Raw genomic sequence first — 23694 nt, 5'->3', positions numbered from 1 at the left:
CTAGCCTTACTAATTCTAGATGTACTCTTGGATTTAAGAGTCGGCAAAAAAAATCTTTACGCCACATCGTCTTAGTTTCTAACCCGATGCTCATTCATTGTGAATCATTTTTCACAGAGCTTAAATCATTGTATTAAATATACAATAAATGAAATCTACATTGAAAGTGATCCTGACCATTGTTGTTACAATAGGGGTTGTGGCCCCGCTTGCGTATTACGTGGTCGCTGATCTTTCCCCTACCGCACCTTCATTGGCATCTTTTGTACCTGCAAACTCTCAGGCCGTGGTGTTTAGTAACGTTAATGGTACACCTATGTACGTGTTTGCTACACCAGGAAATTACTCTAACAGTACTGGAATCGTTATAGGCACGAGCATTGACGCCTTGATGAACAAAATCCAGCCTTCTAGTGCCAATAATTCGCTTTCAAACAATACTACGGCTAATAAAGGATTAAATTCTACAGAGAGCATAATCAATGTTACATTTTATACAAAGTATAACGGGTATGCGATTTACTATGTTTCGCTTAACGAATCTTATCTGAACAAATTGTATAATATAACCCCATCCAGTATCTTTTCGATCGGCCTGGTTAATATCTCCGAGTTAAACGTTACTACGATTTTATCTGATAGGAAAATTTTTGTATCCCAAGATTCCAGTAATATAATAACTGTCGGCAGTTTATATTCCGTAGAACAATCTGTCAATGCTCATGAAAAGGGTAAAAATTTCGCCACCGGTGCAAAATCTTATATCAATCCCAACGCAAACATTTCAATTTATATTAACCTGAGTAAGGCTAAAATTACCCCTCTCTCAATAAACGTATTTGAGAATACCACAGAGCTTTATGTTCATTCCACAAACAAAACGCTCATCTCATCTATTTACAATATCTCAAACGCACTTAGCAACAAAAGCCTGATAAAAACCATGTCCCACACGAACAGCACTGTAAACTTGGTACTGAATTTTGGTATCGGGAATTATGAATCATATGTTCTTTATTTTCAAGATTTGTACCCAAAAATAGCACCCGGAAGTCAATGACATGGCCTCTCCGTTTGGATCTTTTGCAACCACTTACAGCTACTATTTCAAGAATTATTACCGTTCTAAGAGTTTCTATCTGATGCTTATAATTATTGTGCTTGTTTCAGTTCTCTTAAGTTATTTTTCTATACGATACATAAATGATCTTTCAAAGATATTTCCAGGAATACCTGCATCAAGTTTCACTTCGCCGATTAGGGAAGATGTCCTTGGTTATATCTGGTCTTTTGTCATGACGGATCTTCCTGTGTTTGCAGCAGTTTTCTTTGGATCATCTGCGATTTCAAGTGAGATTGAGAATAAAACCGCATACCACATTTTCCCACTTCCTGTAAGCAGATTCAATCTTCTTGTATCGAAATACTTTGCAGCAGTTTCTGTCACGATTATTGTGATCAGTATTTATGTAGCCATGCAGGCCGGCGTATTCTTCTACCTCTTCGGTTCGGTGATTCCTGCACTTCCAAAATCATACCTCCTTCTCGTTTTATTCATATTCTCAATAATGGCGTTAACTTTCCTTATCAGTTCCATCTTCAACAAGAACACCTATGCATATATTTCTGTCTTTCTCATATATTTCCTTGTATTCAATGCATATTTAATTGTGGAAGAGTTGCTATTCAAGACGACACCATATTATCTGCTTAATGTTGCGGCCTCCATAATCAAGGACGTGTACCTGAATGCTTCTTCCAATCCATTTTCTTTTTCCACGACATTAAATTCACCCAGTACGACCGAGATGCTTCGTTCTATACTTATAATGGTCATATACGGTATAGTTTCATTCTCCGTTGCTGCAGTTATATTTGAAAGGAAGGATGTGAAATGAACTTCGATCTAGAGCTGAAAGATGTTACGAAACGTTTTTCAAACGTCACCGCACTTGATTCAATAAATTTGAAAATTGATAATCCTGGTTGTGTAGGTATTCTCGGGCCAAACGGAGCGGGAAAAACAACTATGTTCAAAATACTCACAGGCCTTGTTCACCCTACCATGGGATCCGTCAGAATAAATGGAATCGACGTAGCAGAGGAATCATACAAGGCGATGAAATATGTTGGGAACCTTGTAGAGCAACCAGAATTCTATCCATATTTAACTGCTCGAGAAGCACTTAATTATGTTGCCAAAATCAAAGGGTTTAGAAAAGAAAATGTCAACAGGGAAATTAATCGCGTCTCTTCCTTGACGCACATTTCAAGTTATCTCGATAGGCGTGCAGGTACCTTTTCCAGAGGAATGAAGCAGCGTCTTGCACTGGCCTCTGCCTTGGTTGGGGATCCACCAATACTTATACTCGATGAGCCAACGTTCGGACTAGATCCATCCGGAATGAAGGAGATACGGGATCTAATAAAAATAATGAAAGAAAAGAAGGACAAGCTAATCATTCTTAGCACACACCTGATTTACGAAGCTAGGGAAGTGTGTGATGTTGTTTATATCGTGAACAAGGGGAAAATCGCGTTTAAAACAGAAACTTTCTCGGAAGAAAGTGAGATAAAGGTGGAATTGGAATCGTCAGGAGATAAATTCGGGGCGTGTTTGCCTAATGCTGAATTAGTTGATGCTCGCGGTAACACTATTATTCTCAGAAAGAATGCAAACGTTTCAAATTCAAATGTAATAGATGCCTTACAGAGGGAGGGATATATGGTTAAATGGGTAACTCCCGTTGACAGTCTCGAAGACACGTATGTTTCCATTGTGGGGGACCAGGAAAATTAGAGATTCGTATTGTATTTTAGAGATATATTACCCCCTACATCTGATTTGACATTTATGATTTCAGGGGCGAGGATACTCATTCTATTCACTCCTTCAATGGTCTTCATTGACACATGTAATGTTTAAATAGATTCTGAGACTTCGGGAATACTTAAGACCATACACAGTGGGCAATGCATATCTGGCAACCCAATAAGGTCTCCAATATTCTGGCAAGACCGGGAATGTGTAACGGTGTAAGGTGATAAATAATGGCGACACCACATCATCCTAGGAGAGGATCTACTGGATATTATCCTCGAGTACGAGCAAAGAGAATGCAGGGCGACATCAGGTCATGGCCCGAATTAGACGGCAGTCCAAAAATACAGGCGTTTGCCGGATACAAGGTCGGTATGACGCATATCGAAATGACTGATTATCGCAAATATAGTGTTACTGCAGGGCAGTCAATAGCATCAGCAGTCACAATTGTAGAGGTACCGCCTCTTAACGTCGTCGGAATAAGGTATTATGAAGAGACAGACGAGGGTCTTAGAACGCTATCTGAGAAGTGGGCTGAAACCTTAAGTAAAGACCTTCTAAGAAGGATACCGAAAAGAACGAAGAAGGAAGGCGAGGAAAAAGGTCTGCCTGTTTCTCCGGACAGTCTTTCCGATGTCAGGTTAATAGTTAGCACTAATCCTGATTCGATAACAGGAGTACCTTCAAAAACACCGGACATATTTGAAGTAAAAATCTCCGGTTCAGATCTTCAATCAAGGTTGAAATATGCCGAAGAACACCTTGGAAAAGAAATTAAGTTTTCCGATTTCTCAAAACCTGGTAATTTTGTTGATGTTATAGGTGTGACGAAGGGAAAAGGTTTCCAGGGCCATATAAAGAGATTTGGAGTGAAACTTTTGCCAACTAAGAACAGGAAACATAGAAGAATGATTGGAACACTGGGCCCATGGCATCCAGATTGGGTCAGAAACACTGTTCCGCAGGCTGGTCAAGTTGGTTTTCACCAGCGTACATTTCATAATATCAGGGTACTGAAATACTCAAGCGAAAAAGACGAGGATATCAACGTTAAGGGAGGTTTTCCCCAGTACGGCCTGGTCAGATCCGAATACGTCCTCCTTCATGGCTCTGTTCCAGGCGCTTCCAAGAGACTCATAAAAATGAGAGACCCTGCCAGACAAAAGACTCCTTCGTTAGAAGCGGTGACCATCTCTTATGTTTCGAAAGAATCCAAACAGGGTGATTAAATGAAAACTAATGTATATTCAGCCGATGGTCAGGTCAAGGGGGAAATTGAACTTCCAGAGATATTCTCAATAGCCCCAAGGCCTGATCTTATAAAACGATACTTCAGAGTCGTTACGTTATCTGCCAGACAGCCTTACGGGTCTTCTCCAATGGCGGGAATGCGCCGGGTTGGGCACAATGCAGGACCGGGACACGGGACAGCAAGAATACCGCGAACATCTGGAAGTAACACTGCAGTTTTACTGGCAAGTTTCGTAAAGGGAAAAAGTGCACATTCACCGAGAACCACAAAGATACTTGAAAAGAACATGAACGCGAAAGAAAGGTTGATTGCACGAAACAGTGCAATAGCACTGACATCTTCCCTTGAAGCCGTAAAGGCAAGAGGTCATGTAGTTCCAGACGGGATCAAGTTGCCGGTAGTCGTTTCTGACGATGCGCTGGCGAATATAAAGAAATCCAAGCAGGCGTTATTTTTCCTTGCAACGGTCAATCTGTGGGACGATATCATAAGGTCAAAAGAGAGCGTTAACGTAAGGGCTGGCAGAGGAAAGATGAGAGGCAGAACTTACAAACAGGCTAAAAGCGTGCTTATTGTGGGAACCGAAAGGAAGGATCTTGACGTATTCTCGTCTCTTCCGGGGGTTGATATTGCCACGATTGAGGGACTGAGCATAAAGAAGCTTGCTCCGGGCGGTGTTGGCGGCCGTTTGACAGTCTTTACGGAGTCTGCCTTGAAGAAACTTTCAGAGGTGAAATGATGGACGTAATACTGAGGCCTATTGCCACAGAAAAGACAATGCTGCAAACCGAGAATGAAAACAAGCTTTCATTCCTAGTTCTAAAGAAGAGCACAAAAAAAGAGATAAAGAGCGAGATAGAGAAGAAATTCTCGGTTAAGGTCAGTTCCATAAATACCGTCATTACGAAAGACGGTAAGAAAGCGATAGTTACTTTGACGGAAGATTTTTCTGCCGATGAAATAGCAGGCAGGATAGGTATATTCTGAGGTGAAATATGGGTAAGCGTATAACTCCAAGAAGGCGAGGAAAGGGAGGGCTCGTATACAGAAGCCCAAGCCATCGCCATATTGGGAAGATTGAGAATCTGTCCACAGGACAGTACAAGGTAAAGGATATCGTGCAGGCTCCAGGAAGGAATGCACCGGTTATGTTGCTCCAGGACGAGAATAACAAGAATCACATGACCCTGGCCTTCAACGGCGTATTTGTTGGTCAAGATATAGTCATGGATGACCCATCAAGAATAGATAGAGGATCGACCATAGAACTTGGCCAGATAGCTGATGGCGAATATGTGTACAACATAGAGAGTTTCCCTGGAGACGGCGGAAAATTCTGCAGAACAGCCGGTGCTGCGGCACTTGTTGTCGGGCATGGAGAGCAGGTTTCTATAAAGTTGCCATCAGGAAAATTAAGGCTTTTTAGTCCTATGTGCAAGGCTACCGTAGGAAGGGTTGCTGGATCCGGTTTGACGACGAAACCGATCCTTAAGGCTGGAACCCATATTCATTATTTGAGGAGCAAGGCCAAAAGACCATACACTGTAAGAGGGGTAGCCATGAATGCAATAAATCACCCGCATGGCGGAGGCAATCATCAGCACGTCGGTCGTCCATCCACCGTAGGGCGGGGAACGCCGCCTGGAAGAAAGGTTGGGAGACTATCTCCTCAGAGGAGGAATAAGTAATGGCGCAAAATAAACAGGCATCAGTAAAGTCCATAAAACGGAGGGCACGAAAGTCACAGAAAGTTGTGATGGGAAGAGCAAAGGAGTTTACCTACAGGGGCTTCACTTTGGAAGAACTGAAGAAAATGCCTATGGATAAACTCGTTCAGCTGCTCCCGTCCAGAGCCAGAAGGTCTCTGCTGAGGGAGAATAACCATGACCAAGGCGTATTGTTCAAAAAACTTTCCCTTGAGGGCACTTCCCACCTGAAAACTCACGTTAGGGATGCAATAATAATTCCAGCATTTGTCGGCAAAGTCGTAGAAGTGTACAATGGTAATTCCTACACCAGGTTTGAGATAAAACCCGAGATGATTGGGCATTATCTCGGAGAGTTCGCCATGACAAGGAAAGAGGTAAAGCACTCTGGTCCTGGAGTCGGTGCAACCAGATCTTCGAAGTTCATGCCGTTGAAGTGATGTTAAAATGAAAGGTTACTCAATTAATGAAATTCCGGAGCATTCCTCTAAAGGAAGGCTATACGAACAGGACGTATCACTAAAAGACGCAGTCAACGTAGCGCACTTTCTCAGGGGAATGAACCTGCAGGTTGCAAAAGACACGCTTGATCTCGTTATAGAAAAGAAGAAGCCGGTTCCTTATTTCAGGTACTTGGATTCCGTTTCTCACAAGAAAGCTGTGGGCCCGGGAAGATACCCGATAAAGACCGCAAGAGCTTTCATGAAATTACTGGCCAACGCTGAATCTAATGCCGAATTTAATGGTCTCAACACAGACAATTTGAAGATTGTTCATGTTGCGGCATCAAAGGGTAGAATGATCAAGAAGTACCTGCCAAAGGCGCAGGGACGATCTGGAGCATCATTCAAGGATCTCGTGAACCTGGAGATTGTGGTACAGGAGGAAGAGGAATGAAGGAAAGAAAGTTCATATCAAATTCAGTTAATAAATTGCTTATATCTGAATATATAAAAAGGCAGACGGACGAAGCAGGCTACGGTGGAATGGAGATGAAACGCACTCCCTTCGGAACCAATATAGCTCTCTATGTGAACAAACCCGGTCTGGTTATCGGGCATCGTGGTTCAAGGGTGCAGGCCATCACATCGTACCTGGAGACAAAATATAAGGTGGAGAGTCCCCAGATAGAAGTCAAGGAGATCAGCAACCCGGATCTTAATCCTCAGGTTGTTTCCAAGAAGATTGCCCTGTCACTCGAAAAAGGATGGCATTACAGGAAAGCGGGCAATACGTCTCTGAGAAGAATAATCGACAGCGGCTCAAAAGGCGTGATGATACGGATCGGAGGGAAAATATCTGGAGAGAGGGCGAGATCCCAGAAATTCATGTACGGCTCGGTAAAGTATTCCGGTGAACCTGGAAGAATCGGAATGGCAGTCGGATATTCACAGGCAAAATTGAAGCTTGGTATAATCGGCGTCAGGGTATCAATGCTCAAGGGCGATTACAAGCTTCCAGATAAGATAAATCCGGTGATTAAGATAGAGGCACCACCAAAGCCCCTTGAAACGAAAGAGCCGGAAGTTAGTAGTGGTGTAGATAAAGTAGAGGAGGAAAAAAATGGAACTGCGAGCGAAGGAAATAAGGCAGATGAATCAAAAGGAAATCAATGAACGACTCGATGCTCTCAAGGATTCGTTGCTGAAGGAACGTGCATCCGTCGCCATGGGCGGTGCACCGAAGAATCCGGGTAAGATCAGGTCTTTAAGAAGACAGATCGCTCGGATCAAGACTGTAGGGTCGGAGGGCAAAAGAAATGAGTGATAAGGATTTCACGGGTCTTCCAAAAGAATTGCGCCCCTGGGAAGGATTTTCCAGGGATTCCCAGACTATTCGGGTAAGCGTAGATAAGAGAAGATACGGGAAAACCATGACGATAATCGAGGGCATTGATCCCAAATCAGAGAATATCAAGGATATCGCGAAGGAACTCAAGAGAAAGGTCGCATCCGGGGGCACTGTTAAGGACGGAAAAACGATCGAGCTTCAGGGGGACCACAGGGATACTGTGAAGAAGTACCTTGAAAGTATGGGATTTAAAATAGAGGCAGTATAGGATGAGGGCAGAGGATTACATTAAAGAATTCATCGGTTCAAGGGTTGTCGTTAAAAAGCATGACAACAAGCTTTACGAAAATATGCAAGGGGAGGTAATCGACGAGACATACCATACCTTCCTTGTAGATTCAAACGGAAAGAGGAGGATCGTACCCAAGGATCATGGTGTATTCGTATTTTCCACGGAGACGGAGACTTTTGAGATCCAGGGTGCGCTCATTGACATAAGGCCAGAGGATCGTCTGAAAAACATGAGAAAGTTCAAGATAGTTGAAGAAAGAGGTCATAATAATGGTTCGAAACATTGGAATTGAAGTTGTTCCACCAGCAGTGGAATGTAATGATCCCAAGTGTCCATTTCATGGAAGCTTGAAGATCAGGGGACAGATTCTTACCGGAGTTGTGAGGTCATCAAGAATGATTTCAAGCGCGACGGTGGAAAGAACATACAAGAGAGATCTTAAGAAATATGAGAGAAAGGAAACCAGGATATCCCGGTATCATGTCCATGTTCCAGGGTGCATAAAGGTATCTCCTGGAGACAGAGTAAAAATTGCTGAGTGCCGGAAACTGGCTAAGACCATATCGTATGTTGTTGTGGAGAAGATAGGACTATGAAAGGTATTGCTGGCAGACAACAGAGAGGACTCCCGCTCGGAGCGGTGATGCAGTGCGCTGACAACAGCGGTGCCAAGAGTGTGAGTCTTATTGGCGTAAAGGCTTACCACGGTGTTGCTAGAAGAATCCCTGCGGCTGGCGTTGGAGATATGTTCATGGCAAGCGTAAAAAAGGGCACTCCTGAGATGAGGAGCAAGGTTGTTTATGCTGTAGTGATAAGGCAAAGACGCCCTTACAGGCGACCTGACGGTTCAATGGTGGAGTTCGAAGAGAACGCTGCAGTTCTTGTAACTCCAGACGGTGAGGTTCGCGGCTCTGAAATAAAGGGGCCAGTAGCAAAGGAGGCCGCAGAGAGATGGCCAAGGATAGCTGCCATAGCCTCGGCTATAGTTTAGGTGATCAAAATGATGAATTACGTTGATGTTGCAGTTAGCAAGGAACTCAGGAAGAAGTACGATATACGCTCCATCCCAATTTGCAAAGGCGACATAGTTAAGGTCAAGTCTGGAAAATTGAAGGGAGAAGGTGGGAAGGTTATAAATGTCGATCATTCGAATGGTCTCATCTCAGTTGAGGGTGTCACCTCAACAAAGGCCGACGGAAAACAGAAAGAGAGGAAGATGAAGCCCCAAAAACTCGTCATAACCAAGATAGACTTTACCAGGCAGGAACGTTTGGATCGGATCAGAAGAGTTGCTCAGATGAAGAATTTCACGATCACAGAACCAACGCCTGAGGAACTTGCACCTGAACCGGAGGAAAAACCCGCAGAACTACCGGAGACGGGCGAGACCGTGCAGGAACCACCTGTATTGGGAAATGTAGACACGGAGCCATCAGAGCCAGAGAATCCTGAAGCGAACGAGACAACTACCGAACCAAATGAATCGGAGGGTGAGCTGGCGGAAAAGGAAGAATTATCCCTACCAGACGAAGAAGCAGAAGAAGATTCTTCAGATAAGGATACCTCTGATATTGAAGGGAAGAAGGCTGCCAAGAAATCCACGTCCAGATCAAGAAAGAAGCCGGAATCGGCAAAAGATTCTGATAAAGCTGAAGAATCAGCACCAAAAAAAGGGGGGCGAAAGAAAATTGATAAACAAGACTAAGAGACTGGATGCGTCGAGATCCTTGAAGCTGCCTAGGAAGAAGTACTTCTGGGCGCCTACGTCATTGCCAGGAAAACACAGCAGGGAGAATTCCATGCCTATCCTTATAGCCCTGAGGGACTATCTTAAATTTGGAGACAAGGAAAGGGAAATCTCGAGGATACTAAACAGCAGATCGGTACTCGTTGACGGCAAAGCCGTAAAAAAGAGGAGAGTTGGAATCGGCCTGATGGATGTCATCACAATAACTCCACTTGGGTTTTCTTACAGAGTTCTGTTGGATGAGCGCGGCAAACTGATCCTGAGAAAGGAAAACGAGGAGGCGAAGAAATTAAAGCCTCTAAAGGTCATGAATAAAGTAACGATAAAGGGCGGTAAAACCCAGATTGTCTTCCATGATGGAGAAACGCTGCTTTCAGATGATAAAAATATCTCTACAGGTGATGTCGTAATATTATCCGTTCCGGAGAAGAAGATAGAGCATGTTCTGAAGATGCAAACTGGAAGTAAGGCCTTTCTTGTCGGAGGCAACCATGTTGGGAAATTTGTAACTATAAAAAGCATAGAAGTAAAGAAATCCTCGTCAAGCAACCTGATTCATTTCGAGGAAAATTTCTCCACAACGGCGGAAAATGTTTTCGTCGTTGGAAATCCAAAGTACAGTTTCCCGGTGACGGAAGGTGATGTGGCATGACTGAAAAGAACCCAATGGGCGATATAGTCATTGACAAGGTAGTCGTGAATATCGGTGTTGGCCAAGCTGGCGAACGGCTGGCTCGGGCAGACAAAGTTCTCGAGATGCTTACAAATCATAAGCCGGTCACTACGCATGCCAAGAAGACACTGAGGGATTTCAACATACGAAAAGGATTGGAAATCGGCAAAAAGGTGACCCTGAGAAGACAGGAAGCTGAAGACTTCGTAAACAGGGCCCTGTTTGCGAGGGATCGCAAAATTCCTGCTTACTCTTTTGATAGGCAGGGAAACGCTCACTTCGGCGTCCCGGATTACACAGAAATGGAGAAGATGAAATATGATCCTGACATCGGCATATTCGGCTTTGATGTCTCTGTGGTGCTCAAAAGGCGCGGAGGTTACAGGCTTCAGAGGAGAAGAGTGCAGTCCAGGCATGTTCCCAGAAGGATCAGGATTACCCCGGAAGAAGCCACAGAGTTCATGGTGTCAAAATTCAATATAAACTTAGTAAGGTGAATAGATGTCACAGGTTAAATTACAACCAAAGAAGAATTTCGGAAGGAAAGTCGGGTGCGTCAGGTGTGGCCGTAAGAGAGGCATTGTACGAAGATACGGCATTAGGATGTGCCGCCAGTGCTTTAGGGAGACTGCAGCAGAGCTCGGCTTCAGGAAGTATAGTTGAGGTGAAGATATGAGACATGATCCGCTGAATGATATAATAAACTCCATAAAAAATGCGTCAAGAACAGGAAAAAGAGAAGTTGAAGCAGAACCTGCCGCAAGGCTTGTTGGAAAGGTACTGAAGGTAATGCAAGACTATAACTACCTGAAGAGTTTCGAGGTTGTGGACGAGATGAGGGGGGGAAAGTTCAAGATAGAGCTAAGCGACACGATCAACAACTGTGGTGTCATAAGACCCAGGCTTCCTGTGAAGAAGAGTTCGCTGGAGCGTTACGAATCAAGATTCCTCCCTGCTCAGGATTTCGGTATCCTGATCCTCACAACGACGAAAGGCGTCATGAGCCACATAGAGGCTCGCAAGCAAGGACTTGGAGGGAAGCTCCTGGCTTACATTTATTAGGGTGTTAAAAAAATGGTTAACTACAAGGAAGTATCAGAATTTAAGATTCCGGGAGGAGTGAACTTCACTTTTTCAGATGGTGAGCTGAAAGCCTCAGGGAAGCTCGGTGAGGCAAGAAGGACTTTCAGGGACAATTATGTGCGTATAAAGCTCAGCGAAGGGAAGATCACCCTGGAAATAAGCAAGGAAAGCAGGAGAAACAACGCAATCGTTGGAACGTGGCTATCGGAGGTCAGGAATATGGCTGAAGGCGTATCCAATGGTTTTGAGTACGAGATGAAGATAGATTATACGCATTTCCCGATGAGGGTGTCGGTCAAGGGAAATAATGTCGAGATTGATAATTTTCTTGGCGAACGCTCACCGAGGAAAGCAAAAATTCTTGGAAACAGCAAGGTGAATATAAAGGGTGACCGGGTATTTATCTCTGGGATAGACAAGCGGGACATCGGAGGCACTGCTGCCAACATAGAAAGGGCAACAAAAATAAAGGGATTCGACCTGAGAGTGTTCCAGGACGGAATATATCTGTTGAAGGGGGTGGAAATAGATGCTTGATCCAAAACCCAGACTATCCGATGAGGAGAAGAGACTCCTCAGGATAAAGAACAGACAGGCCAGGAAGCGTGTGGAATTCCATAGGCAGGAGTGGTTCAGGTACAAGAAATTTGATGATTCATGGCGTAAGCCAAGAGGCAAGCATTCCAAGCTTCGGCAGCACTGGGCAGAGAGACCGCCCATCGTCGACGCCGGCTTCAGGGGACCAAGATTGGTAAGGGGGTTGCATCCGTCCGGTTTCCAGGATATACTTATCCATAACGTTAAAGAACTGGAGGGTCTTGACCCGCTAAAGCAGGCAGCTAGAATCGCTTCCAGTGTTGGTGCCAAAAAGAGAGAAATGATTGAAAAGAGAGCATCGGAACTAATGATCCGAGTGCTGAATCCAGGTGTTAAGGAATGAAAATAGAGACAGCTAGAAGATTAGCAGCAGATTACTTCAAATCTGGTATTTCAAGGGTATGGATAGATCCGAATAACATAGAAGAGGTAACGGATGCTGCAACGAGAGCGGATATCAGGGCACTGACAAAAAAAGGGATTATACAGCTAAAGAATGCAAAGGGTAATTCCAACTCCAGGTTGAAAAAGCGTATTGTGCAGAGATCCAAGGAGCTCCGAAGAGGTCCTGGTTCTATCCGCGGAACTAGAAACGCGAGGTTCCCAAGGAAGACAAGATGGGTAAAGACCGTGAGGGCATTGAGGGATGAACTTCGCAAATTGGATGCAGCAGGTTCGCTTAATTCAAAGGAATACAGAACATATTACAGGATAATCAAGAGTGGGACTATCAAGTCAAGGGCACAGCTGAGGGCGCATGTATCCTCAAGCAAATCCAAAGGTGAATAAGATGCAGGTGCTCATGAAAAGAAAGAGAGAAGGAAGAACAGATTACAGGAAGAGACTCACACTGCTCAAGTCAGGAGAACCCAGACTTGTGGTAAGACCGTCGAACAAGGGTTTCGTTGTACAGCTGGTCAAATTTGCGGACAAGGGCGATGAGGTCAAGATCACGGTAACAAGAAACTCGCTCATAAAACTAGGAATTGATGTCAAAAGCAACAGCACGCCATTCTGTTATCTTGCAGGATATTATCTCGGCCTCAGAGCAAAGAAGAGTCGCATTAAGAACGCGATACTGGATACCGGTCTTTACCGAGTATCAAAGGGCGGGCGAATATCGGCAGTGCTCAGAGGAAGTGTTGACGCAGGTCTCAATGTCCCGCATGACGATTCTATTTTTCCGCCTGACGACAGGATTTCTGGTAAGCATTTGAAGAATGGAGCTGTAGATATAGAGTCGATGAAAAAGATACTGGAGGGAAATAAATGACAGAAGAAAGCTGGAAGCCAAGAACACAGCTCGGCAGGATGGTTGCCTCGGGCGAAATAAAGACAATTTCAGAGGCATTAAGATCAAAATTGCCGTTGAAAGAATATCAGATAGTTGATGTTCTTTTGCCAGATTTGCAGGATGAGGTAATGGATATCATGCGCGCCCAGAGGATGACGGACTCTGGAAGAAGAATGAATTATTCCGTGACTGCCGTCGTCGGAAACGGTGATGGGTATGTCGGTGTTGGTCGCGGCAAGGCAAAGGAAGCTGCACCTGCTATAAAGAAAGCGGTGAATAATGCTAAACTGAACATAATCGAGATACGAAGGGGTTGTGGTTCGTGGGAATGCGGTTGCGGGAAACCCCACTCATTGCCATTCATGGTGCGGGGCAAATCCGGTTCCGTGGTTATTACGATGAAACCTGCGCCTCAGGGCGTGGGAAGGGCAGTTGGCGATATCGCAAAAACAGTCCTGAAGATGGCCGGTATAGAGGATGTATGGGGCTTTGCCTCCGGTCATACCAAGACAACGGTCAACTATACGCTGGCTGTTTTTGATGCACTGAAGGAAACATCAAAACTCAGGCTTAACTCTGCGTTAACGCTTACTACGCCTATATATGTAGGAGGTGTTGCCAATGTTGGCGGCCGTAAGGATTAGAGGAACGAACGGTAGCCGCCCTGCAGCGGTAAAAACTGTCGAGCTTCTTCGGCTTAACAGGATAAACCACATGGTTCTGCTTGATGATAACCCCGTTACCAGAGGCATGTTGCAGGTCGTCAAGGATTACGTGACATGGGGCGAGATCGATCTAGAAACCCTGAAGAAGGTTATCGAACTCAGAGCCCTTGCCCCTGGACGGAAGCCTCTGAACGAAGAAATCCTGAAAGAGAAGGGATTTTCCTCTACAGATGATCTGGCCAAGGTGATCTTTGAGGGCAAATCCAAGTTGAAAGATCTCGGCCTTGTGCCTGTTCTGAGACTCAATCCTCCACGCGGAGGTTACGAAGCCATAAGGAAGTCCTTCACTGAAGGAGGAACTGCAGGTTATCGTGGAGCAAAGATAAACGATCTCATATTGAGGATGCTTAAACCGGGGGTGAATCTTTCTGGTAAGAACAAGGACTAAAAAACTGAGAGGTGGACATTACGGACGCGGCATGAAAGCCGGCCGTGGAAAAGGGAAGAAAGGAGGTTCTGGAATGGCCGGACTCCATAAACACAGATGGGTGTGGACAATAAAGAATGATCCGCTCCATTTCGGCGGAAAAGGATTCACGAGTCATCATCGCGGTGTTCTTGATATCCCTATAACGTTATCAGAGCTGGATGACAACCTTGATCGACTGAGAAAACAGGGTTACGTCACGGAGGAAGGCGGTGGACTCATCATAGATTTGAGGTCTGCAGGTTTCACAAAACTGCTCGGTTCAGGTAACTTTGATGTGAAATCAAGTATCAAAATTGACAAGATAACCGAAAAAGCATTAAACAAGCTTTCAGTTGCAGGTATCACGGTAGAAACTAATGACGGACATTCAAAGGAATAAAGCTGTAGCCGGACCAGTAATCGTGGTCTGGGCTCTGCTTGTTGCGGCATTCTGGTACCTCGATCACTATGGGCCTATAAAATTGGCCGTTGTTGCAGTAATGCTGGCACCGGTATTTTTCATAATTTATCTGATGCTCAGCTACAAGGGGCCCAAGCAAAGCAAGCTTTACGGTCTTGAGTACCTCACAGCAAAACTTCCTGCCGTTAAGAAGGCGAAGGGCCATGTGCAGTTCAAGTACAAGCTGCTGTGGACCGCATTGGTAGTGGTATTGTATTTTGCGCTTACAAACATTTACGTCTATGGCTTGAACATCAAGAGTTCTGTGGATGTTTTTGCATCTTTCAGGGCCATATTCGCGGGTGCTGAAGGTTCGCTTATGGACCTCGGTATTGGTCCCATTGTGACCGCAAGTATAGTTATGCAGTTATTCGCTGGCGCAAAAATATTCAACATAGACCTTCAGAACAGTGACGATAAGGCAATGTATCAGGGGATGCAGAAGCTTCTTGTCATAGTTATGATATTTGTTGAAGCAATTCCGCAGGCCTTTGGATATCTCGTTCCCGACACGGGTCTTGTCAACAGTCTTGCTTCACTTGCTCCTGGATACGGTCATTTTCTTGCTGAGACAATAATTGTCGGCCAGCTGTTCTTTGGATCTTATCTCGTATTCCTCATGGACGAACTGGTTTCGAAGTACGGTATAGGCTCCGGAATTTCATTGTTCATTGCTGCGGGTGTTTCACAGCAGTTGGTCACCGGAACAATCAACTGGCTTCCATCGACCCTTGGAACTGCACTTTCCCTATCGAATCCGCCAGCGGGAGCAATCCCAAAGTTGCTATACGTGGTTATGAATGCGGGAAATCCTGCTCTGGGAGGAGGTGTGGGTTATCTTAGCGGCCAGGGCCTGACTCAGATCATGTTCCAGGAGCCGAATCCAATGATCGCGCTTTTAGGGACCGTGCTCATCTTCTTCATCGTTGCGTTTTTCCAGAGTAGTAAGATCGAATTGCCAATAGCACACGAACGTGTGCGTGGGGCAAGGGGACGTTATCCGCTACAGTTATTCTACGCTTCAAACATACCTGTCATACTTGCCACCGCTGTGCTGGCAAACGTTTCCATGTGGACCCTTCTATTTTGGAGCAGTCCGGTATTGAGCCATGTTCCTTTACTGGGGCATAATGTTCTTCTCGGTTCATATCTCACGCCAACCGCAGCTTCGGCGCTCAATGTGTCGTCTTCAACGGCGACCGGAGGGCTAGCGTTCTATCTTTCCCAACCTAACGGGCTGGTGGGATGGCTTTTCCCTATAATGCAGCCGTCTGCTTATCAGACGGTTCTTTTCGGTCATACGTCCTGGGAGATGGCGATACATATACTCGTCTTCGTCGGTTTTATGGCAATAATGAGCGTTATTTTTGCCAAATTCTGGATTGAGACGACTAATATGGGCGCAGGTGCTGTTGCAAAGCAGATTATGTCAAGCGGTATGCAGATCCCTGGTTTCCGTCGTGATCCAAGGGTAATAGAGCGCGTACTGCAAAAATATATACCTGTGATAACGGTATTCAGTGGAGCTGTAGTTGGTCTGCTGGCTGCAGGTGCCGATCTTATCGGAACTGTAGGAGACACGAGCGGAACAGGGCTTCTTCTCGCTGTTGGTATAGTGATACAGTTCTATGAGGCCATCGGTCGTGAGCAGATGATGGAAATGCACCCGATCATCAGGCAGTTCTTCACTGGTGGATAAAAATGAGGGTTGTAATTGCCGGTATTCCCGGTGTCGGTAAGTCAACAGTAATAGACCTGGTAAGAAAACGTGTTCCGTATGAAGTGATCAACTTCGGAACGCTCATGTTTGAAATGGCAAGGGAGTTAAAGATGGTCGATCAGAGAGACGAGATAAGGAAACTTCCATTTCAAACACAGATAAACCTGCAGAAAAAAGCATCGTCAGCCATAGGAAAGATGAACGACGTTATCATAGATACGCATCTTTCGATAAAGAGCCATGGCGGATATTTCCCAGGACTTCCCGAATGGGTGATCCGGGAATTGAATGTAATGGCTTTTTTTGTTATCGAGGCCGATCCGGAAATTATATTTAAGAGGCGATCGAAAGATGAAAGCAGGTCCAGAGACAGCGATACTCTGGAATCAATCCGCGAATATCAGGAAATCAACAGGTACTACGCGGCTTCTTACTCGATATACACCGATGCCTCCGTATTCTTCATGGAGAATGTAGAGGGAAAACCTGACATAGTAGCAGATAATATAGTTGAGAGGCTCTTACCACATGTCTGATAGAAATCCAACACAAACGGGTACCACAACGGTAAATGCGCAGCCTGTTTCCGGGCAAAATGCAAATCCTGCCGTGCAGCAAAGGCAGTCTATGAACAAGATGATGAAATTCCAGATGGTGTACATGCTCATCTCTCTTGCCATGCTGTTCATAATTTTCAACACAACAATAAGAGATGCCTTGGGGTCTGCGATGAGCGTTGTATTCATGCCGCTCATAGGGTTCAATTATGCATTGCCCTGGATGACTATTACACTTATGGGAGTTGCAATCGGTCTCGTTACATCCGTTCCGAGATATTTCTTCACAGACTGGATCAAAATGGGCAGGATACAGAACAGGATGAGCGCTTTCAATAAAGTTTATTCTGCTGCAATGAGAAGTGGGCAGAAAGACAAGATGCAGAAGCTTAGCAAGATGAGAATGGAAATGACGATGGAACAATCTCAGCTAAGCATGAACACGATGAAGCCATTAATGGTTCTTACCATATTCACGCTGCTCTTTTACGTATGGCTCTATTATTTCCTCAGCCTTGTTCCCTATCAGATAATATCATTTCCGTGGGACTTCAACATTAACATAATCAACGACAAGTTGTGGCTCTTTCCTTACTGGTTCCTGGGATATTTTCTTGCCAGCCTTCCGGTCGGGTATTTTGCCACCATGGTCATAAAGTACTTTGATTTCAAATACAAGATAAGGGAGATCGAGCGGAAATCTGATTATGCGGGTTACAATTAGCGGTCCAATAGGAAGTGGTAAATCCACTTCTGGAAAGATGCTCGCAGATAAACTGGGTTGTAAATTCTTTTCTGGGGGTTTTTTCTTCCGCGAGAAGGCAAAGCAAATGGGAATGTCGCTTGAGGACTTTGGTAAATATGCAGAGAAACATCAGGAGATAGACCGTGAGATCGACGAAATGAACTTAGAGCTACTGCGGAAGGAAGACAACATCGTTCTTGAATCCAGACTCGCTGGATGGATCAGCAAGCGCAATAATATCCCTGCTTTTAGGGTGTACATTGATGCCTCGTTCTATATAAGGAAGGAGCGAGTGAAAAATAGGGGTGATCTTTCAGGAGAAGAAGAGATCATCGATAGAGAAAACTCCGAACGAAAGAGGTACATGGAATTCTATTCTATAGATTCCGAAGATACTTCTATTTACGATTTGATTATAAGTTCAGACGCATTATCTGCTGAACAGGTTGCCGATGAAATATATGCAAGAATCAGAGAAAGAGAAAAATGAACTCAACGGTTTCATTGTAATAGATAAACCGAAAGGCCCTACAAGCCATCAGGTCGATTACTGGGTACGCCAGATCCTTGGTGTGAACGATGTGGGGCATATAGGCACTCTTGATCCTGAAGTAACGGGCGTGCTTGTGATGGCAATAGGCAAGGCAACAAAGCTCATAGACGTGGCACATGAACAACCAAAGGAATATGTTTCCGTAATGCGTCTTTATACCGATGTTCCCCACGACCTTCTGGACAAAGTTTTTGAGCAGTACCACGGACCAATATACCAGCTTCCCCCAGTGAAATCTGCCGTTGCCAGAAATCTCAGGGTACGCACAATATACGATCTGGACATTATGGAGACAAACGGGCGTCTGGTTCTTTTCAGGGTCAAGTGCGAATCGGGAACATACATTAGGACGCTCTGCCAGGACCTGGGTCTTACGCTTGGCTGTGGCGCACAGATGGCGGATCTCAGGAGGACATCAACTGGCGTTTTCAAGGAGGAGGATGCTGTCACACTGCAGTACCTGAAAGATAGTCTGACCTTGAAGAATAGCGGGAATACAAAGTTCTTCGATAAGATTTTCCTGCCACTGGATTATCTCTTCAAGGATTATCCGAAGGTGATAGTCAAAAAGTCTTCAATATGGAATATCGCTCACGGATCTGATCTGTATCCCGGAGGCATCAAAGCGATCCTCGGAAAGCCGCTGAAGGGCGATCGTGTTGCAGTTATGTCTGAGAATAACGAACTTCTTGGAACAGGCCACATGCTCGTTTCATACGACGCTATACGCGATTTGAAGGTGGTGGATTTTGATCGCATTATAGTGGAGAATCCACAGAACCCACCTGGAAACAAATCAAGTAAAAAGATGAAAATTGAAAAACGGAGAAGGTGAACAGGTTGGGAAATAAAAAATCGGACGAAGCAACTGAAACCAAAATTCCTTCGAGAAGAGAGATGTGGTACGGTGTAAAGAATCGGGATAATTTCCTTGTTTATTCCGATCTCGAAACAAGGTACGTGGAAATATTCAACAAACTGCGATCCGGTGTCATACCCGACCTGGAACTCAAGGAGAAAGAGAGCCCACCAGATCTTCTGCCAGTCCTCATATCTTACGGCAAGGTCAGGATACGCGAGGAATTCACTGAGGATCAGTACATAAGAAAAGTGTATTCCATGATACCCGACATTCTTCTTTCCATAAATCTCATTTATGAAAAGGTATCAGATGTCCTCAAGGCTCTGGATCCAGAATACGGAAGTGCCCCGAATCCATGTGTCTTTTTCTCAAGAATAATTAATGATAAGAAAGAAACACTTCTCGGGGAATCTCTTGCGAGGATATCTGAGACCGCACTTTCGCTTTGTAATCTGAAGGATTACTTGATGAGCTCCATATCTGAGAGCATAAACAGGGTCATGCCCAACACTTCCAAGCTTGTAGGCGAAGAATTAGCTTCCGAATTGCTGTATAGAGCAGGAAGCCTGAAGGCACTTGCGTTTATGCCTGCGAGTTCAATCCAGGTGATGGGCTCAGAAAAGGCATTATTCAAGCACATTTCGCACGGTGGACCTTCACCAAAGCATGGCGTTATATTCAAGTACAAGGGTCTTGCCTCGCTTAAACCAAGGCATAGAGGAAAGGTTTCAAGAGTTCTTGCCTGCAAAATTGCAATTACTGCTAGGGCCGATTACCGTGGAACAATTATCGACACGTCAATATTCAAGGAAAAAGTCGATAAAGCCATGTCTGTGAAGAAATAATATCAAATCTCCTTTTCCCTTTTTGGGCAGCTTTATCAAACAATTCAGGTTTAGTAGTAACCTTAGCTTTACCTTTAACACTACGGAGAACCTTAACGTAGTACTGGGTGATAAAATTGAATTATGCACCAGTCTACTTGGACTCGGTAAAAAGGTAACATCCTCTGTTGTAGTTGGCATTAAGGCTTCAGCAATGTTTTTTATTATTGCAAGTTTGGGGGTTCCGTTTTCTTACCTGGAAAATGGTGTAACATATGCTACTCACATACTGAACGAAACCAATCGCTCACCGCATGTGGAATCATATACAGATTATACTGCTTTTTTCTATCTCAATGGAACAAAGGAGAGCTACACATTTAATACAGGCCCACCCGTTGTGGATCGAGTACCAAACGTAGATCCGGAAAAACCTTATTTTGGGTTTATTTACAATCCATATTGCCCGAAGTGCAATGACTAGGTAGTGTGAATATTTGGTTGCCTCGGAATCAACTAATCAAGTTGAAATCTATGCTGGGAAAAAATTTAACATTAGGAAAAAATAACTTGAATGGGAACAAATAAGATCCGACAAAAGGATGAGGCATAAAATGGGAAATTCTAGAAAAAACCAAAAGTGCGTTTTCATATTTGTTGTCTCATTAATTGTTATAATAATCTTCATAAGTTCCATTACTTTATACGAATTTTTTTATATACCTCCTTATAAGACAAAGGTCGTTCCTGAAAACGTTCAGTTTGTTGTTAATGAATTCGTTATGCAATATGGTCTCGCAGATAGACGCACAGACATTTGTTGTTATCCTCTCACGATTAGATCCGCCACAGAAATATTGGGCGGGGCACAATCGCATTTAACATTGATAACGGAGGGAGCCGTTGCAGTATCTTCCTAGGTTTAATCGTCCTTGTAAAAACATGTTGTTGATGCTCTTTCCTGTTTAGATTGCCTAGCTGGTAAAACTTTCGAGTTCCTTCTGTTCTGGATAGGCGATACCTGGTATGGGTGCAGGATATTCCGAGGTAAGGCATCCGAGGCACAACTCATTCTTTGACATGCTCGTGCTTTCTACAAGACCGTCTATGGATACATACTTCAGGGAATCTGCTCCAACGAGATCGCGAATATCGTCATCGGTTCTTCCTGTTGCCACGAATTGGTCTCTTGTCTTCATGTCAACGCCAAAATAGCACGGAGCTACTATCGGCGGAGATCCTATCCTGACGTGCACTTCCTTTGCACCAGCCTTTTTAAGGAGTGACACAATAAATTTCATTGTGTTTCCACGAACAATGCTGTCATCAACTAAGACAACCCTCTTGTCCTTGATCTCAGATGCGATAACATTCAGTTTGATCCTTACCGCTGCAGCTCTCTTTTCTTGTGTTGGCATGATAAAAGTTCTATCCGAGAACCTATTTTTGATTAATCCTTCGCTGTACGGAATACCGGAAGCTATAGAATACCCCAGTGCCTGTGCCCTTCCCGAGTCTGGAACAGGAACAACAACGTCTGCATCCACAGGGAATTCCTCCGCAAGCTTCTTTCCAAGCCTTATACGAGTCTGGAAGACCTCTACATTATCTATGACACTGTCCGGTCTTGCAAAATAAACGTACTCAAACATACAGTGTGCGGTCACTCTAGATGATACTCCGAGAATATGGAAAATACCGTTTGGTGTGAGCTCCACGAGTTCACCGGGGCGAACGTCCCTTATCTTTTCAGCACCCATCACGTCGAGTGCGCAACTCTCTGAAGCGACAATATATCCTTCTGATGTTTTCCCGAGGATTAAAGGTCTGATCCCTAACGGATCCCTAAGGGCAAAAAGTCTGCCATTGAATAGAAGAGCTACTGCGTAAGCACCCTTCATCTTTTCCATGGCGAGTTTCGTGCCATTTGATATGCCGTACAAAGAGATATTCCTTGCCAGTTCCATAAGCAGAACCTCGGTGTCGGAAGTGGTCGAAAAAGTTAGGCCCTGTTTCATGAGCTCCTCTCTCAGTTTGTCCGCATTAGTTATCTCACCGTTATGGGAGACAGCGAAATAGCCCGCTGAATTGGTTACTATGAAAGGACCAGCGTTCTCCATGGTTTTTGTTCCAGCTGTTGAATATCTTGTGTGCCCTATCCCTGCATTTCCATCAAGATGCATGATCTGATCGGGAGAGAGGTTTGCAAAAACTTCGTTAACGAGGCCCATCCCCTTCCTGACATTCATTATTCCATTGTTGAAAATTGCTATTCCAGCACTTTCCTGTCCTCGGTGCTGCAGTGTCCGGAGTATGGTGATCAGTGAAGAATATGCCGAGGATTTTCCAAGGTATCCAGCTACGGCACAATGATCATTTGGCTTTTGCCCATCTATAGCTTCTGATTCTGGCAGCTGGATATCCACAGTGAGAGCACCTCTTCTCTCTAATGTGATAACTATGATGACCACATCTTCTGCAGGTGATGTGAACCTTCTTATTGTTCATTTTTCCCATTACGGCTGTTCCGTTGCTCATTTCACTCCCCTCTTACCGAATTTACAGGTGAAACGTATATCACATTATCTCCTCTAACAAGGATTCTTGGATACATTCCATGATCCTGGCCGCCTATAGTTTCGGCAGCGTCTTTTATAACAAGGTTCATGTAAACATCATATCCCTCAAGAATGCCAGAGTACCCCCTGTTGCCCCTCACATCAACTAGGACGCTGCTATTAAGCGATCCGCGAAGGACATCCATAGGTTTTAGCGCACTTGAAACTGGTTTAGGCATAGATTTCAGCGCTTAATATAAAGAGCGTATTTAACATTATTGCAAAGATTGGGCTGGTTTAAAAAATTGCTAACAAATTGTAGCAATTGTTCTCGAGTTCTTCTTTACGCAAAGGAAGTGATGAGAAATCCACAAACGTTTCTATGACAGCGCCATGCCCCATGCTTCAAGTAGATATATATGTTAGATACTAATTTAGGTACCCTATCTGCGGAAATAATAACTATTAGATGGCTATTAGCCCGTTAATAGAATAAATGGTGAAAAGATAATGAAGCTTCCCAAAGTTGTCATGGCGTACTGTCCAAAGTGCGGTAAACACACACCACACGACGTAGAACGAGTAAAGAAGGCGAAGGCGAGCGAAATGAAGGCTGGACAGAGAAGATTCAGGCGCGCTACTTCTGGATATGGAGGTTTTCCAAGACCTAAATTCGAAGGAAGAGAAAAGCCTACAAAGAGAGTTCCTCTTCGATACAGATGCCAGGTCTGTAAAAAGGCCACAACCCCACCTGGAATAAGAGCAAAGAAATTCGAATTGGTGGAGGCGTAATAGATGGAAGAACGAAAATTTGTCAAGCCGAAGAACATGAAGAATAAATTCATCAAGATAAAATGCAAGGACTGTGGAAACGAGCAGATTACTTATTCCCGGATAACATCGGTCGTTGTATGTAACATCTGCGGTGCCACTTTGGCAAAGCCCACCGGTGGAGTCTTGGAGCTATATGCTGAAATAGTTCCAGATCATACCGCACAGGCACAGTAGGTCGAAGGTAAAAA

General features: G+C 44.5%; 39 protein-coding genes. 36 read left to right on the top strand and 3 right to left on the bottom strand.

From position 1 onward, the window contains the following. Positions 1-148 precede the first annotated feature (148 nt). The 34 genes from LVQ96_05345 to LVQ96_05180 all read left to right on the top strand — a co-directional run bounded on the left by LVQ96_05345 (position 149) and on the right by LVQ96_05180 (position 20598). Positions 149-1060 (top strand): hypothetical protein, encoded by a 912-nt coding sequence (locus tag LVQ96_05345; protein MCW6170577.1) that lies wholly within the window; start codon positions 149-151, stop codon positions 1058-1060. 1 nt (position 1061) lies between these two features. After that, positions 1062-1898, top strand: a complete 837-nt coding sequence (locus LVQ96_05340) for an ABC transporter permease (protein ID MCW6170576.1) — start codon at positions 1062-1064, stop codon at positions 1896-1898. Next, a complete protein-coding gene (locus LVQ96_05335; GenBank protein ID MCW6170575.1) occupies positions 1895-2800 on the top strand; it encodes an ABC transporter ATP-binding protein in 906 nt (301 codons plus the stop codon). Before LVQ96_05340 ends, LVQ96_05335 begins: the two co-directional genes overlap by 4 nt. Before the next feature lie 251 nt (positions 2801-3051). Next, positions 3052-4053, top strand: a complete 1002-nt coding sequence (rpl3p, locus tag LVQ96_05330; protein ID MCW6170574.1) for a 50S ribosomal protein L3 — start codon at positions 3052-3054, stop codon at positions 4051-4053. After that, complete coding sequence (rpl4p, locus tag LVQ96_05325; protein ID MCW6170573.1) at positions 4054-4815, top strand: 50S ribosomal protein L4; 762 nt, start codon at positions 4054-4056, stop codon at positions 4813-4815. It abuts the gene before it with no gap. Beyond that, on the top strand, positions 4812-5063 hold the full coding sequence (locus tag LVQ96_05320; GenBank protein ID MCW6170572.1) for a 50S ribosomal protein L23: 252 nt from the start codon (positions 4812-4814) through the stop codon (positions 5061-5063). The genes rpl4p and LVQ96_05320 overlap by 4 nt, the downstream gene beginning before the upstream one ends. A gap of 8 nt (positions 5064-5071) precedes the next feature. After that, positions 5072-5764 (top strand): 50S ribosomal protein L2, encoded by a 693-nt coding sequence (locus tag LVQ96_05315; protein MCW6170571.1) that lies wholly within the window; start codon positions 5072-5074, stop codon positions 5762-5764. Next, complete coding sequence (locus tag LVQ96_05310) at positions 5764-6222, top strand: 30S ribosomal protein S19 (protein ID MCW6170570.1); 459 nt, start codon at positions 5764-5766, stop codon at positions 6220-6222. The genes LVQ96_05315 and LVQ96_05310 overlap by 1 nt, the downstream gene beginning before the upstream one ends. A 7-nt stretch (positions 6223-6229) precedes the next feature. Next, positions 6230-6679 carry a 50S ribosomal protein L22 gene (locus LVQ96_05305; GenBank protein MCW6170569.1) on the top strand — a complete coding sequence of 150 codons (450 nt, stop codon included), beginning with the start codon at positions 6230-6232 and terminating at the stop codon, positions 6677-6679. Then, positions 6676-7398, top strand: a complete 723-nt coding sequence (locus tag LVQ96_05300; protein MCW6170568.1) for a 30S ribosomal protein S3 — start codon at positions 6676-6678, stop codon at positions 7396-7398. Before LVQ96_05305 ends, LVQ96_05300 begins: the two co-directional genes overlap by 4 nt. Then, complete coding sequence (gene rpmC, locus LVQ96_05295; protein ID MCW6170567.1) at positions 7346-7549, top strand: 50S ribosomal protein L29; 204 nt, start codon at positions 7346-7348, stop codon at positions 7547-7549. The genes LVQ96_05300 and rpmC overlap by 53 nt, the downstream gene beginning before the upstream one ends. After that, positions 7542-7841: a translation initiation factor gene (locus tag LVQ96_05290; protein MCW6170566.1), complete on the top strand. Its 300-nt coding sequence runs from the start codon at positions 7542-7544 to the stop codon at positions 7839-7841. The genes rpmC and LVQ96_05290 overlap by 8 nt, the downstream gene beginning before the upstream one ends. A 1-nt stretch (position 7842) precedes the next feature. Beyond that, a complete protein-coding gene (locus LVQ96_05285) occupies positions 7843-8157 on the top strand; it encodes a ribonuclease P protein subunit (GenBank protein ID MCW6170565.1) in 315 nt (104 codons plus the stop codon). Continuing rightward, the gene (locus LVQ96_05280) at positions 8135-8461 is read left to right on the top strand and encodes a 30S ribosomal protein S17 (GenBank protein ID MCW6170564.1); all 327 of its coding nucleotides are present in this window, start codon (positions 8135-8137) and stop codon (positions 8459-8461) included. Before LVQ96_05285 ends, LVQ96_05280 begins: the two co-directional genes overlap by 23 nt. Beyond that, positions 8458-8856, top strand: coding sequence for a 50S ribosomal protein L14 (locus LVQ96_05275; GenBank protein ID MCW6170563.1), 399 nt, complete (start codon positions 8458-8460; stop codon positions 8854-8856). The genes LVQ96_05280 and LVQ96_05275 overlap by 4 nt, the downstream gene beginning before the upstream one ends. Positions 8857-8865: 9 nt before the next feature. After that, on the top strand, positions 8866-9570 hold the full coding sequence (gene rplX, locus LVQ96_05270) for a 50S ribosomal protein L24 (protein ID MCW6170562.1): 705 nt from the start codon (positions 8866-8868) through the stop codon (positions 9568-9570). After that, the gene (locus LVQ96_05265) at positions 9554-10264 is read left to right on the top strand and encodes a 30S ribosomal protein S4e (GenBank protein ID MCW6170561.1); all 711 of its coding nucleotides are present in this window, start codon (positions 9554-9556) and stop codon (positions 10262-10264) included. The genes rplX and LVQ96_05265 overlap by 17 nt, the downstream gene beginning before the upstream one ends. Further along, positions 10261-10782 (top strand): 50S ribosomal protein L5, encoded by a 522-nt coding sequence (locus tag LVQ96_05260; GenBank protein MCW6170560.1) that lies wholly within the window; start codon positions 10261-10263, stop codon positions 10780-10782. The genes LVQ96_05265 and LVQ96_05260 overlap by 4 nt, the downstream gene beginning before the upstream one ends. Before the next feature lie 4 nt (positions 10783-10786). After that, entirely contained in the window at positions 10787-10948 is a 162-nt protein-coding gene (locus tag LVQ96_05255; protein ID MCW6170559.1) for a 30S ribosomal protein S14, read from the top strand. A 9-nt stretch (positions 10949-10957) separates the two neighbouring features. After that, positions 10958-11347, top strand: a complete 390-nt coding sequence (locus tag LVQ96_05250; protein MCW6170558.1) for a 30S ribosomal protein S8 — start codon at positions 10958-10960, stop codon at positions 11345-11347. Between the two features lie 12 nt (positions 11348-11359). Beyond that, a complete protein-coding gene (locus LVQ96_05245) occupies positions 11360-11905 on the top strand; it encodes a 50S ribosomal protein L6 (GenBank protein MCW6170557.1) in 546 nt (181 codons plus the stop codon). Beyond that, positions 11898-12308, top strand: a complete 411-nt coding sequence (locus LVQ96_05240) for a 50S ribosomal protein L32e (protein ID MCW6170556.1) — start codon at positions 11898-11900, stop codon at positions 12306-12308. Before LVQ96_05245 ends, LVQ96_05240 begins: the two co-directional genes overlap by 8 nt. Then, positions 12305-12754: a 50S ribosomal protein L19e gene (locus tag LVQ96_05235; GenBank protein MCW6170555.1), complete on the top strand. Its 450-nt coding sequence runs from the start codon at positions 12305-12307 to the stop codon at positions 12752-12754. Before LVQ96_05240 ends, LVQ96_05235 begins: the two co-directional genes overlap by 4 nt. After that, positions 12723-13238 carry a 50S ribosomal protein L18 gene (locus LVQ96_05230; protein ID MCW6170554.1) on the top strand — a complete coding sequence of 172 codons (516 nt, stop codon included), beginning with the start codon at positions 12723-12725 and terminating at the stop codon, positions 13236-13238. The genes LVQ96_05235 and LVQ96_05230 overlap by 32 nt, the downstream gene beginning before the upstream one ends. Further along, positions 13235-13903 (top strand): 30S ribosomal protein S5, encoded by a 669-nt coding sequence (locus tag LVQ96_05225; GenBank protein MCW6170553.1) that lies wholly within the window; start codon positions 13235-13237, stop codon positions 13901-13903. The genes LVQ96_05230 and LVQ96_05225 overlap by 4 nt, the downstream gene beginning before the upstream one ends. Next, entirely contained in the window at positions 13881-14372 is a 492-nt protein-coding gene (locus LVQ96_05220; GenBank protein MCW6170552.1) for a 50S ribosomal protein L30, read from the top strand. Before LVQ96_05225 ends, LVQ96_05220 begins: the two co-directional genes overlap by 23 nt. Positions 14373-14403: 31 nt before the next feature. Beyond that, positions 14404-14793: a 50S ribosomal protein L15 gene (locus tag LVQ96_05215; protein ID MCW6170551.1), complete on the top strand. Its 390-nt coding sequence runs from the start codon at positions 14404-14406 to the stop codon at positions 14791-14793. Then, positions 14771-16552 (top strand): preprotein translocase subunit SecY, encoded by a 1782-nt coding sequence (secY, locus tag LVQ96_05210; GenBank protein ID MCW6170550.1) that lies wholly within the window; start codon positions 14771-14773, stop codon positions 16550-16552. The genes LVQ96_05215 and secY overlap by 23 nt, the downstream gene beginning before the upstream one ends. 2 nt (positions 16553-16554) lie before the next feature. Next, on the top strand, positions 16555-17109 hold the full coding sequence (locus tag LVQ96_05205) for an adenylate kinase (protein ID MCW6170549.1): 555 nt from the start codon (positions 16555-16557) through the stop codon (positions 17107-17109). Next, on the top strand, positions 17102-17854 hold the full coding sequence (locus tag LVQ96_05200; GenBank protein MCW6170548.1) for an EMC3/TMCO1 family protein: 753 nt from the start codon (positions 17102-17104) through the stop codon (positions 17852-17854). Before LVQ96_05205 ends, LVQ96_05200 begins: the two co-directional genes overlap by 8 nt. Further along, complete coding sequence (locus LVQ96_05195) at positions 17838-18365, top strand: AAA family ATPase (GenBank protein ID MCW6170547.1); 528 nt, start codon at positions 17838-17840, stop codon at positions 18363-18365. Before LVQ96_05200 ends, LVQ96_05195 begins: the two co-directional genes overlap by 17 nt. Continuing rightward, on the top strand, positions 18337-19263 hold the full coding sequence (locus tag LVQ96_05190; GenBank protein ID MCW6170546.1) for an RNA-guided pseudouridylation complex pseudouridine synthase subunit Cbf5: 927 nt from the start codon (positions 18337-18339) through the stop codon (positions 19261-19263). The genes LVQ96_05195 and LVQ96_05190 overlap by 29 nt, the downstream gene beginning before the upstream one ends. Before the next feature lie 5 nt (positions 19264-19268). Then, positions 19269-20135: a hypothetical protein gene (locus tag LVQ96_05185; protein MCW6170545.1), complete on the top strand. Its 867-nt coding sequence runs from the start codon at positions 19269-19271 to the stop codon at positions 20133-20135. 22 nt (positions 20136-20157) lie between these two features. Beyond that, positions 20158-20598 carry a hypothetical protein gene (locus LVQ96_05180; protein ID MCW6170544.1) on the top strand — a complete coding sequence of 147 codons (441 nt, stop codon included), beginning with the start codon at positions 20158-20160 and terminating at the stop codon, positions 20596-20598. A gap of 490 nt (positions 20599-21088) precedes the next feature. Here the strand turns inward: LVQ96_05180 and purF are convergent, their stop codons facing one another. From purF to LVQ96_05165, 3 genes are read right to left on the bottom strand one after another with little or no spacing between them, the layout of a single operon-like run. Further along, positions 21089-22540: an amidophosphoribosyltransferase gene (gene purF / locus LVQ96_05175; protein ID MCW6170543.1), complete on the bottom strand. Its 1452-nt coding sequence runs from the start codon at positions 22538-22540 to the stop codon at positions 21089-21091. Beyond that, the gene (locus tag LVQ96_05170; protein ID MCW6170542.1) at positions 22488-22652 is read right to left on the bottom strand and encodes a 50S ribosomal protein L37e; all 165 of its coding nucleotides are present in this window, start codon (positions 22650-22652) and stop codon (positions 22488-22490) included. The genes purF and LVQ96_05170 overlap by 53 nt, the downstream gene beginning before the upstream one ends. A 1-nt stretch (position 22653) precedes the next feature. After that, the gene (locus tag LVQ96_05165; protein MCW6170541.1) at positions 22654-22911 is read right to left on the bottom strand and encodes a small nuclear ribonucleoprotein; all 258 of its coding nucleotides are present in this window, start codon (positions 22909-22911) and stop codon (positions 22654-22656) included. Between the two features lie 271 nt (positions 22912-23182). On the opposite strand from LVQ96_05165, the gene LVQ96_05160 reads away from it, so the two are divergent. Then, positions 23183-23464: a 50S ribosomal protein L44e gene (locus LVQ96_05160; GenBank protein ID MCW6170540.1), complete on the top strand. Its 282-nt coding sequence runs from the start codon at positions 23183-23185 to the stop codon at positions 23462-23464. A 3-nt stretch (positions 23465-23467) separates the two neighbouring features. Beyond that, positions 23468-23680, top strand: a complete 213-nt coding sequence (locus LVQ96_05155; GenBank protein ID MCW6170539.1) for a 30S ribosomal protein S27e — start codon at positions 23468-23470, stop codon at positions 23678-23680. Positions 23681-23694: the final 14 nt, after the last annotated feature.

Source organism: Thermoplasmatales archaeon, from assembly GCA_026127925.1.
Lineage (GTDB): Archaea > Thermoplasmatota > Thermoplasmata > Thermoplasmatales > Thermoplasmataceae > JAKAYB01.
Note: the sequence above shows the minus strand (reverse complement) of the source record. Positions and strands in the feature narration are given on the sequence as shown.

Bases quoted from the DNA above. Each gene is read 5' to 3' on its own strand.
- LVQ96_05345 (MCW6170577.1), top strand. From the start codon at position 149: ATGAAATCTACATTGAAAGTGATCCTGACCATTGTTGTTACAATAGGG.
- LVQ96_05340 (MCW6170576.1), top strand. From the start codon at position 1,062: ATGGCCTCTCCGTTTGGATCTTTTGCAACCACTTACAGCTACTATTTC.
- LVQ96_05335 (MCW6170575.1), top strand. From the start codon at position 1,895: ATGAACTTCGATCTAGAGCTGAAAGATGTTACGAAACGTTTTTCAAAC.
- rpl3p (MCW6170574.1), top strand. From the start codon at position 3,052: ATGGCGACACCACATCATCCTAGGAGAGGATCTACTGGATATTATCCT.
- rpl4p (MCW6170573.1), top strand. From the start codon at position 4,054: ATGAAAACTAATGTATATTCAGCCGATGGTCAGGTCAAGGGGGAAATT.
- LVQ96_05320 (MCW6170572.1), top strand. From the start codon at position 4,812: ATGATGGACGTAATACTGAGGCCTATTGCCACAGAAAAGACAATGCTG.
- LVQ96_05315 (MCW6170571.1), top strand. From the start codon at position 5,072: ATGGGTAAGCGTATAACTCCAAGAAGGCGAGGAAAGGGAGGGCTCGTA.
- LVQ96_05310 (MCW6170570.1), top strand. From the start codon at position 5,764: ATGGCGCAAAATAAACAGGCATCAGTAAAGTCCATAAAACGGAGGGCA.
- LVQ96_05305 (MCW6170569.1), top strand. From the start codon at position 6,230: ATGAAAGGTTACTCAATTAATGAAATTCCGGAGCATTCCTCTAAAGGA.
- LVQ96_05300 (MCW6170568.1), top strand. From the start codon at position 6,676: ATGAAGGAAAGAAAGTTCATATCAAATTCAGTTAATAAATTGCTTATA.
- rpmC (MCW6170567.1), top strand. From the start codon at position 7,346: ATGGAACTGCGAGCGAAGGAAATAAGGCAGATGAATCAAAAGGAAATC.
- LVQ96_05290 (MCW6170566.1), top strand. From the start codon at position 7,542: ATGAGTGATAAGGATTTCACGGGTCTTCCAAAAGAATTGCGCCCCTGG.
- LVQ96_05285 (MCW6170565.1), top strand. From the start codon at position 7,843: ATGAGGGCAGAGGATTACATTAAAGAATTCATCGGTTCAAGGGTTGTC.
- LVQ96_05280 (MCW6170564.1), top strand. From the start codon at position 8,135: ATGGTTCGAAACATTGGAATTGAAGTTGTTCCACCAGCAGTGGAATGT.
- LVQ96_05275 (MCW6170563.1), top strand. From the start codon at position 8,458: ATGAAAGGTATTGCTGGCAGACAACAGAGAGGACTCCCGCTCGGAGCG.
- rplX (MCW6170562.1), top strand. From the start codon at position 8,866: ATGATGAATTACGTTGATGTTGCAGTTAGCAAGGAACTCAGGAAGAAG.
- LVQ96_05260 (MCW6170560.1), top strand. From the start codon at position 10,261: ATGACTGAAAAGAACCCAATGGGCGATATAGTCATTGACAAGGTAGTC.
- LVQ96_05255 (MCW6170559.1), top strand. From the start codon at position 10,787: ATGTCACAGGTTAAATTACAACCAAAGAAGAATTTCGGAAGGAAAGTC.
- LVQ96_05250 (MCW6170558.1), top strand. From the start codon at position 10,958: ATGAGACATGATCCGCTGAATGATATAATAAACTCCATAAAAAATGCG.
- LVQ96_05245 (MCW6170557.1), top strand. From the start codon at position 11,360: ATGGTTAACTACAAGGAAGTATCAGAATTTAAGATTCCGGGAGGAGTG.
- LVQ96_05240 (MCW6170556.1), top strand. From the start codon at position 11,898: ATGCTTGATCCAAAACCCAGACTATCCGATGAGGAGAAGAGACTCCTC.
- LVQ96_05235 (MCW6170555.1), top strand. From the start codon at position 12,305: ATGAAAATAGAGACAGCTAGAAGATTAGCAGCAGATTACTTCAAATCT.
- LVQ96_05230 (MCW6170554.1), top strand. From the start codon at position 12,723: ATGTATCCTCAAGCAAATCCAAAGGTGAATAAGATGCAGGTGCTCATG.
- LVQ96_05225 (MCW6170553.1), top strand. From the start codon at position 13,235: ATGACAGAAGAAAGCTGGAAGCCAAGAACACAGCTCGGCAGGATGGTT.
- LVQ96_05220 (MCW6170552.1), top strand. From the start codon at position 13,881: ATGTTGGCGGCCGTAAGGATTAGAGGAACGAACGGTAGCCGCCCTGCA.
- LVQ96_05215 (MCW6170551.1), top strand. From the start codon at position 14,404: ATGAAAGCCGGCCGTGGAAAAGGGAAGAAAGGAGGTTCTGGAATGGCC.
- secY (MCW6170550.1), top strand. From the start codon at position 14,771: ATGACGGACATTCAAAGGAATAAAGCTGTAGCCGGACCAGTAATCGTG.
- LVQ96_05205 (MCW6170549.1), top strand. From the start codon at position 16,555: ATGAGGGTTGTAATTGCCGGTATTCCCGGTGTCGGTAAGTCAACAGTA.
- LVQ96_05200 (MCW6170548.1), top strand. From the start codon at position 17,102: ATGTCTGATAGAAATCCAACACAAACGGGTACCACAACGGTAAATGCG.
- LVQ96_05195 (MCW6170547.1), top strand. From the start codon at position 17,838: ATGCGGGTTACAATTAGCGGTCCAATAGGAAGTGGTAAATCCACTTCT.
- LVQ96_05190 (MCW6170546.1), top strand. From the start codon at position 18,337: ATGCAAGAATCAGAGAAAGAGAAAAATGAACTCAACGGTTTCATTGTA.
- LVQ96_05170 (MCW6170542.1), bottom strand. From the start codon at position 22,652: ATGAGCAACGGAACAGCCGTAATGGGAAAAATGAACAATAAGAAGGTT.
- LVQ96_05165 (MCW6170541.1), bottom strand. From the start codon at position 22,911: ATGCCTAAACCAGTTTCAAGTGCGCTAAAACCTATGGATGTCCTTCGC.
- LVQ96_05160 (MCW6170540.1), top strand. From the start codon at position 23,183: ATGAAGCTTCCCAAAGTTGTCATGGCGTACTGTCCAAAGTGCGGTAAA.
- LVQ96_05155 (MCW6170539.1), top strand. From the start codon at position 23,468: ATGGAAGAACGAAAATTTGTCAAGCCGAAGAACATGAAGAATAAATTC.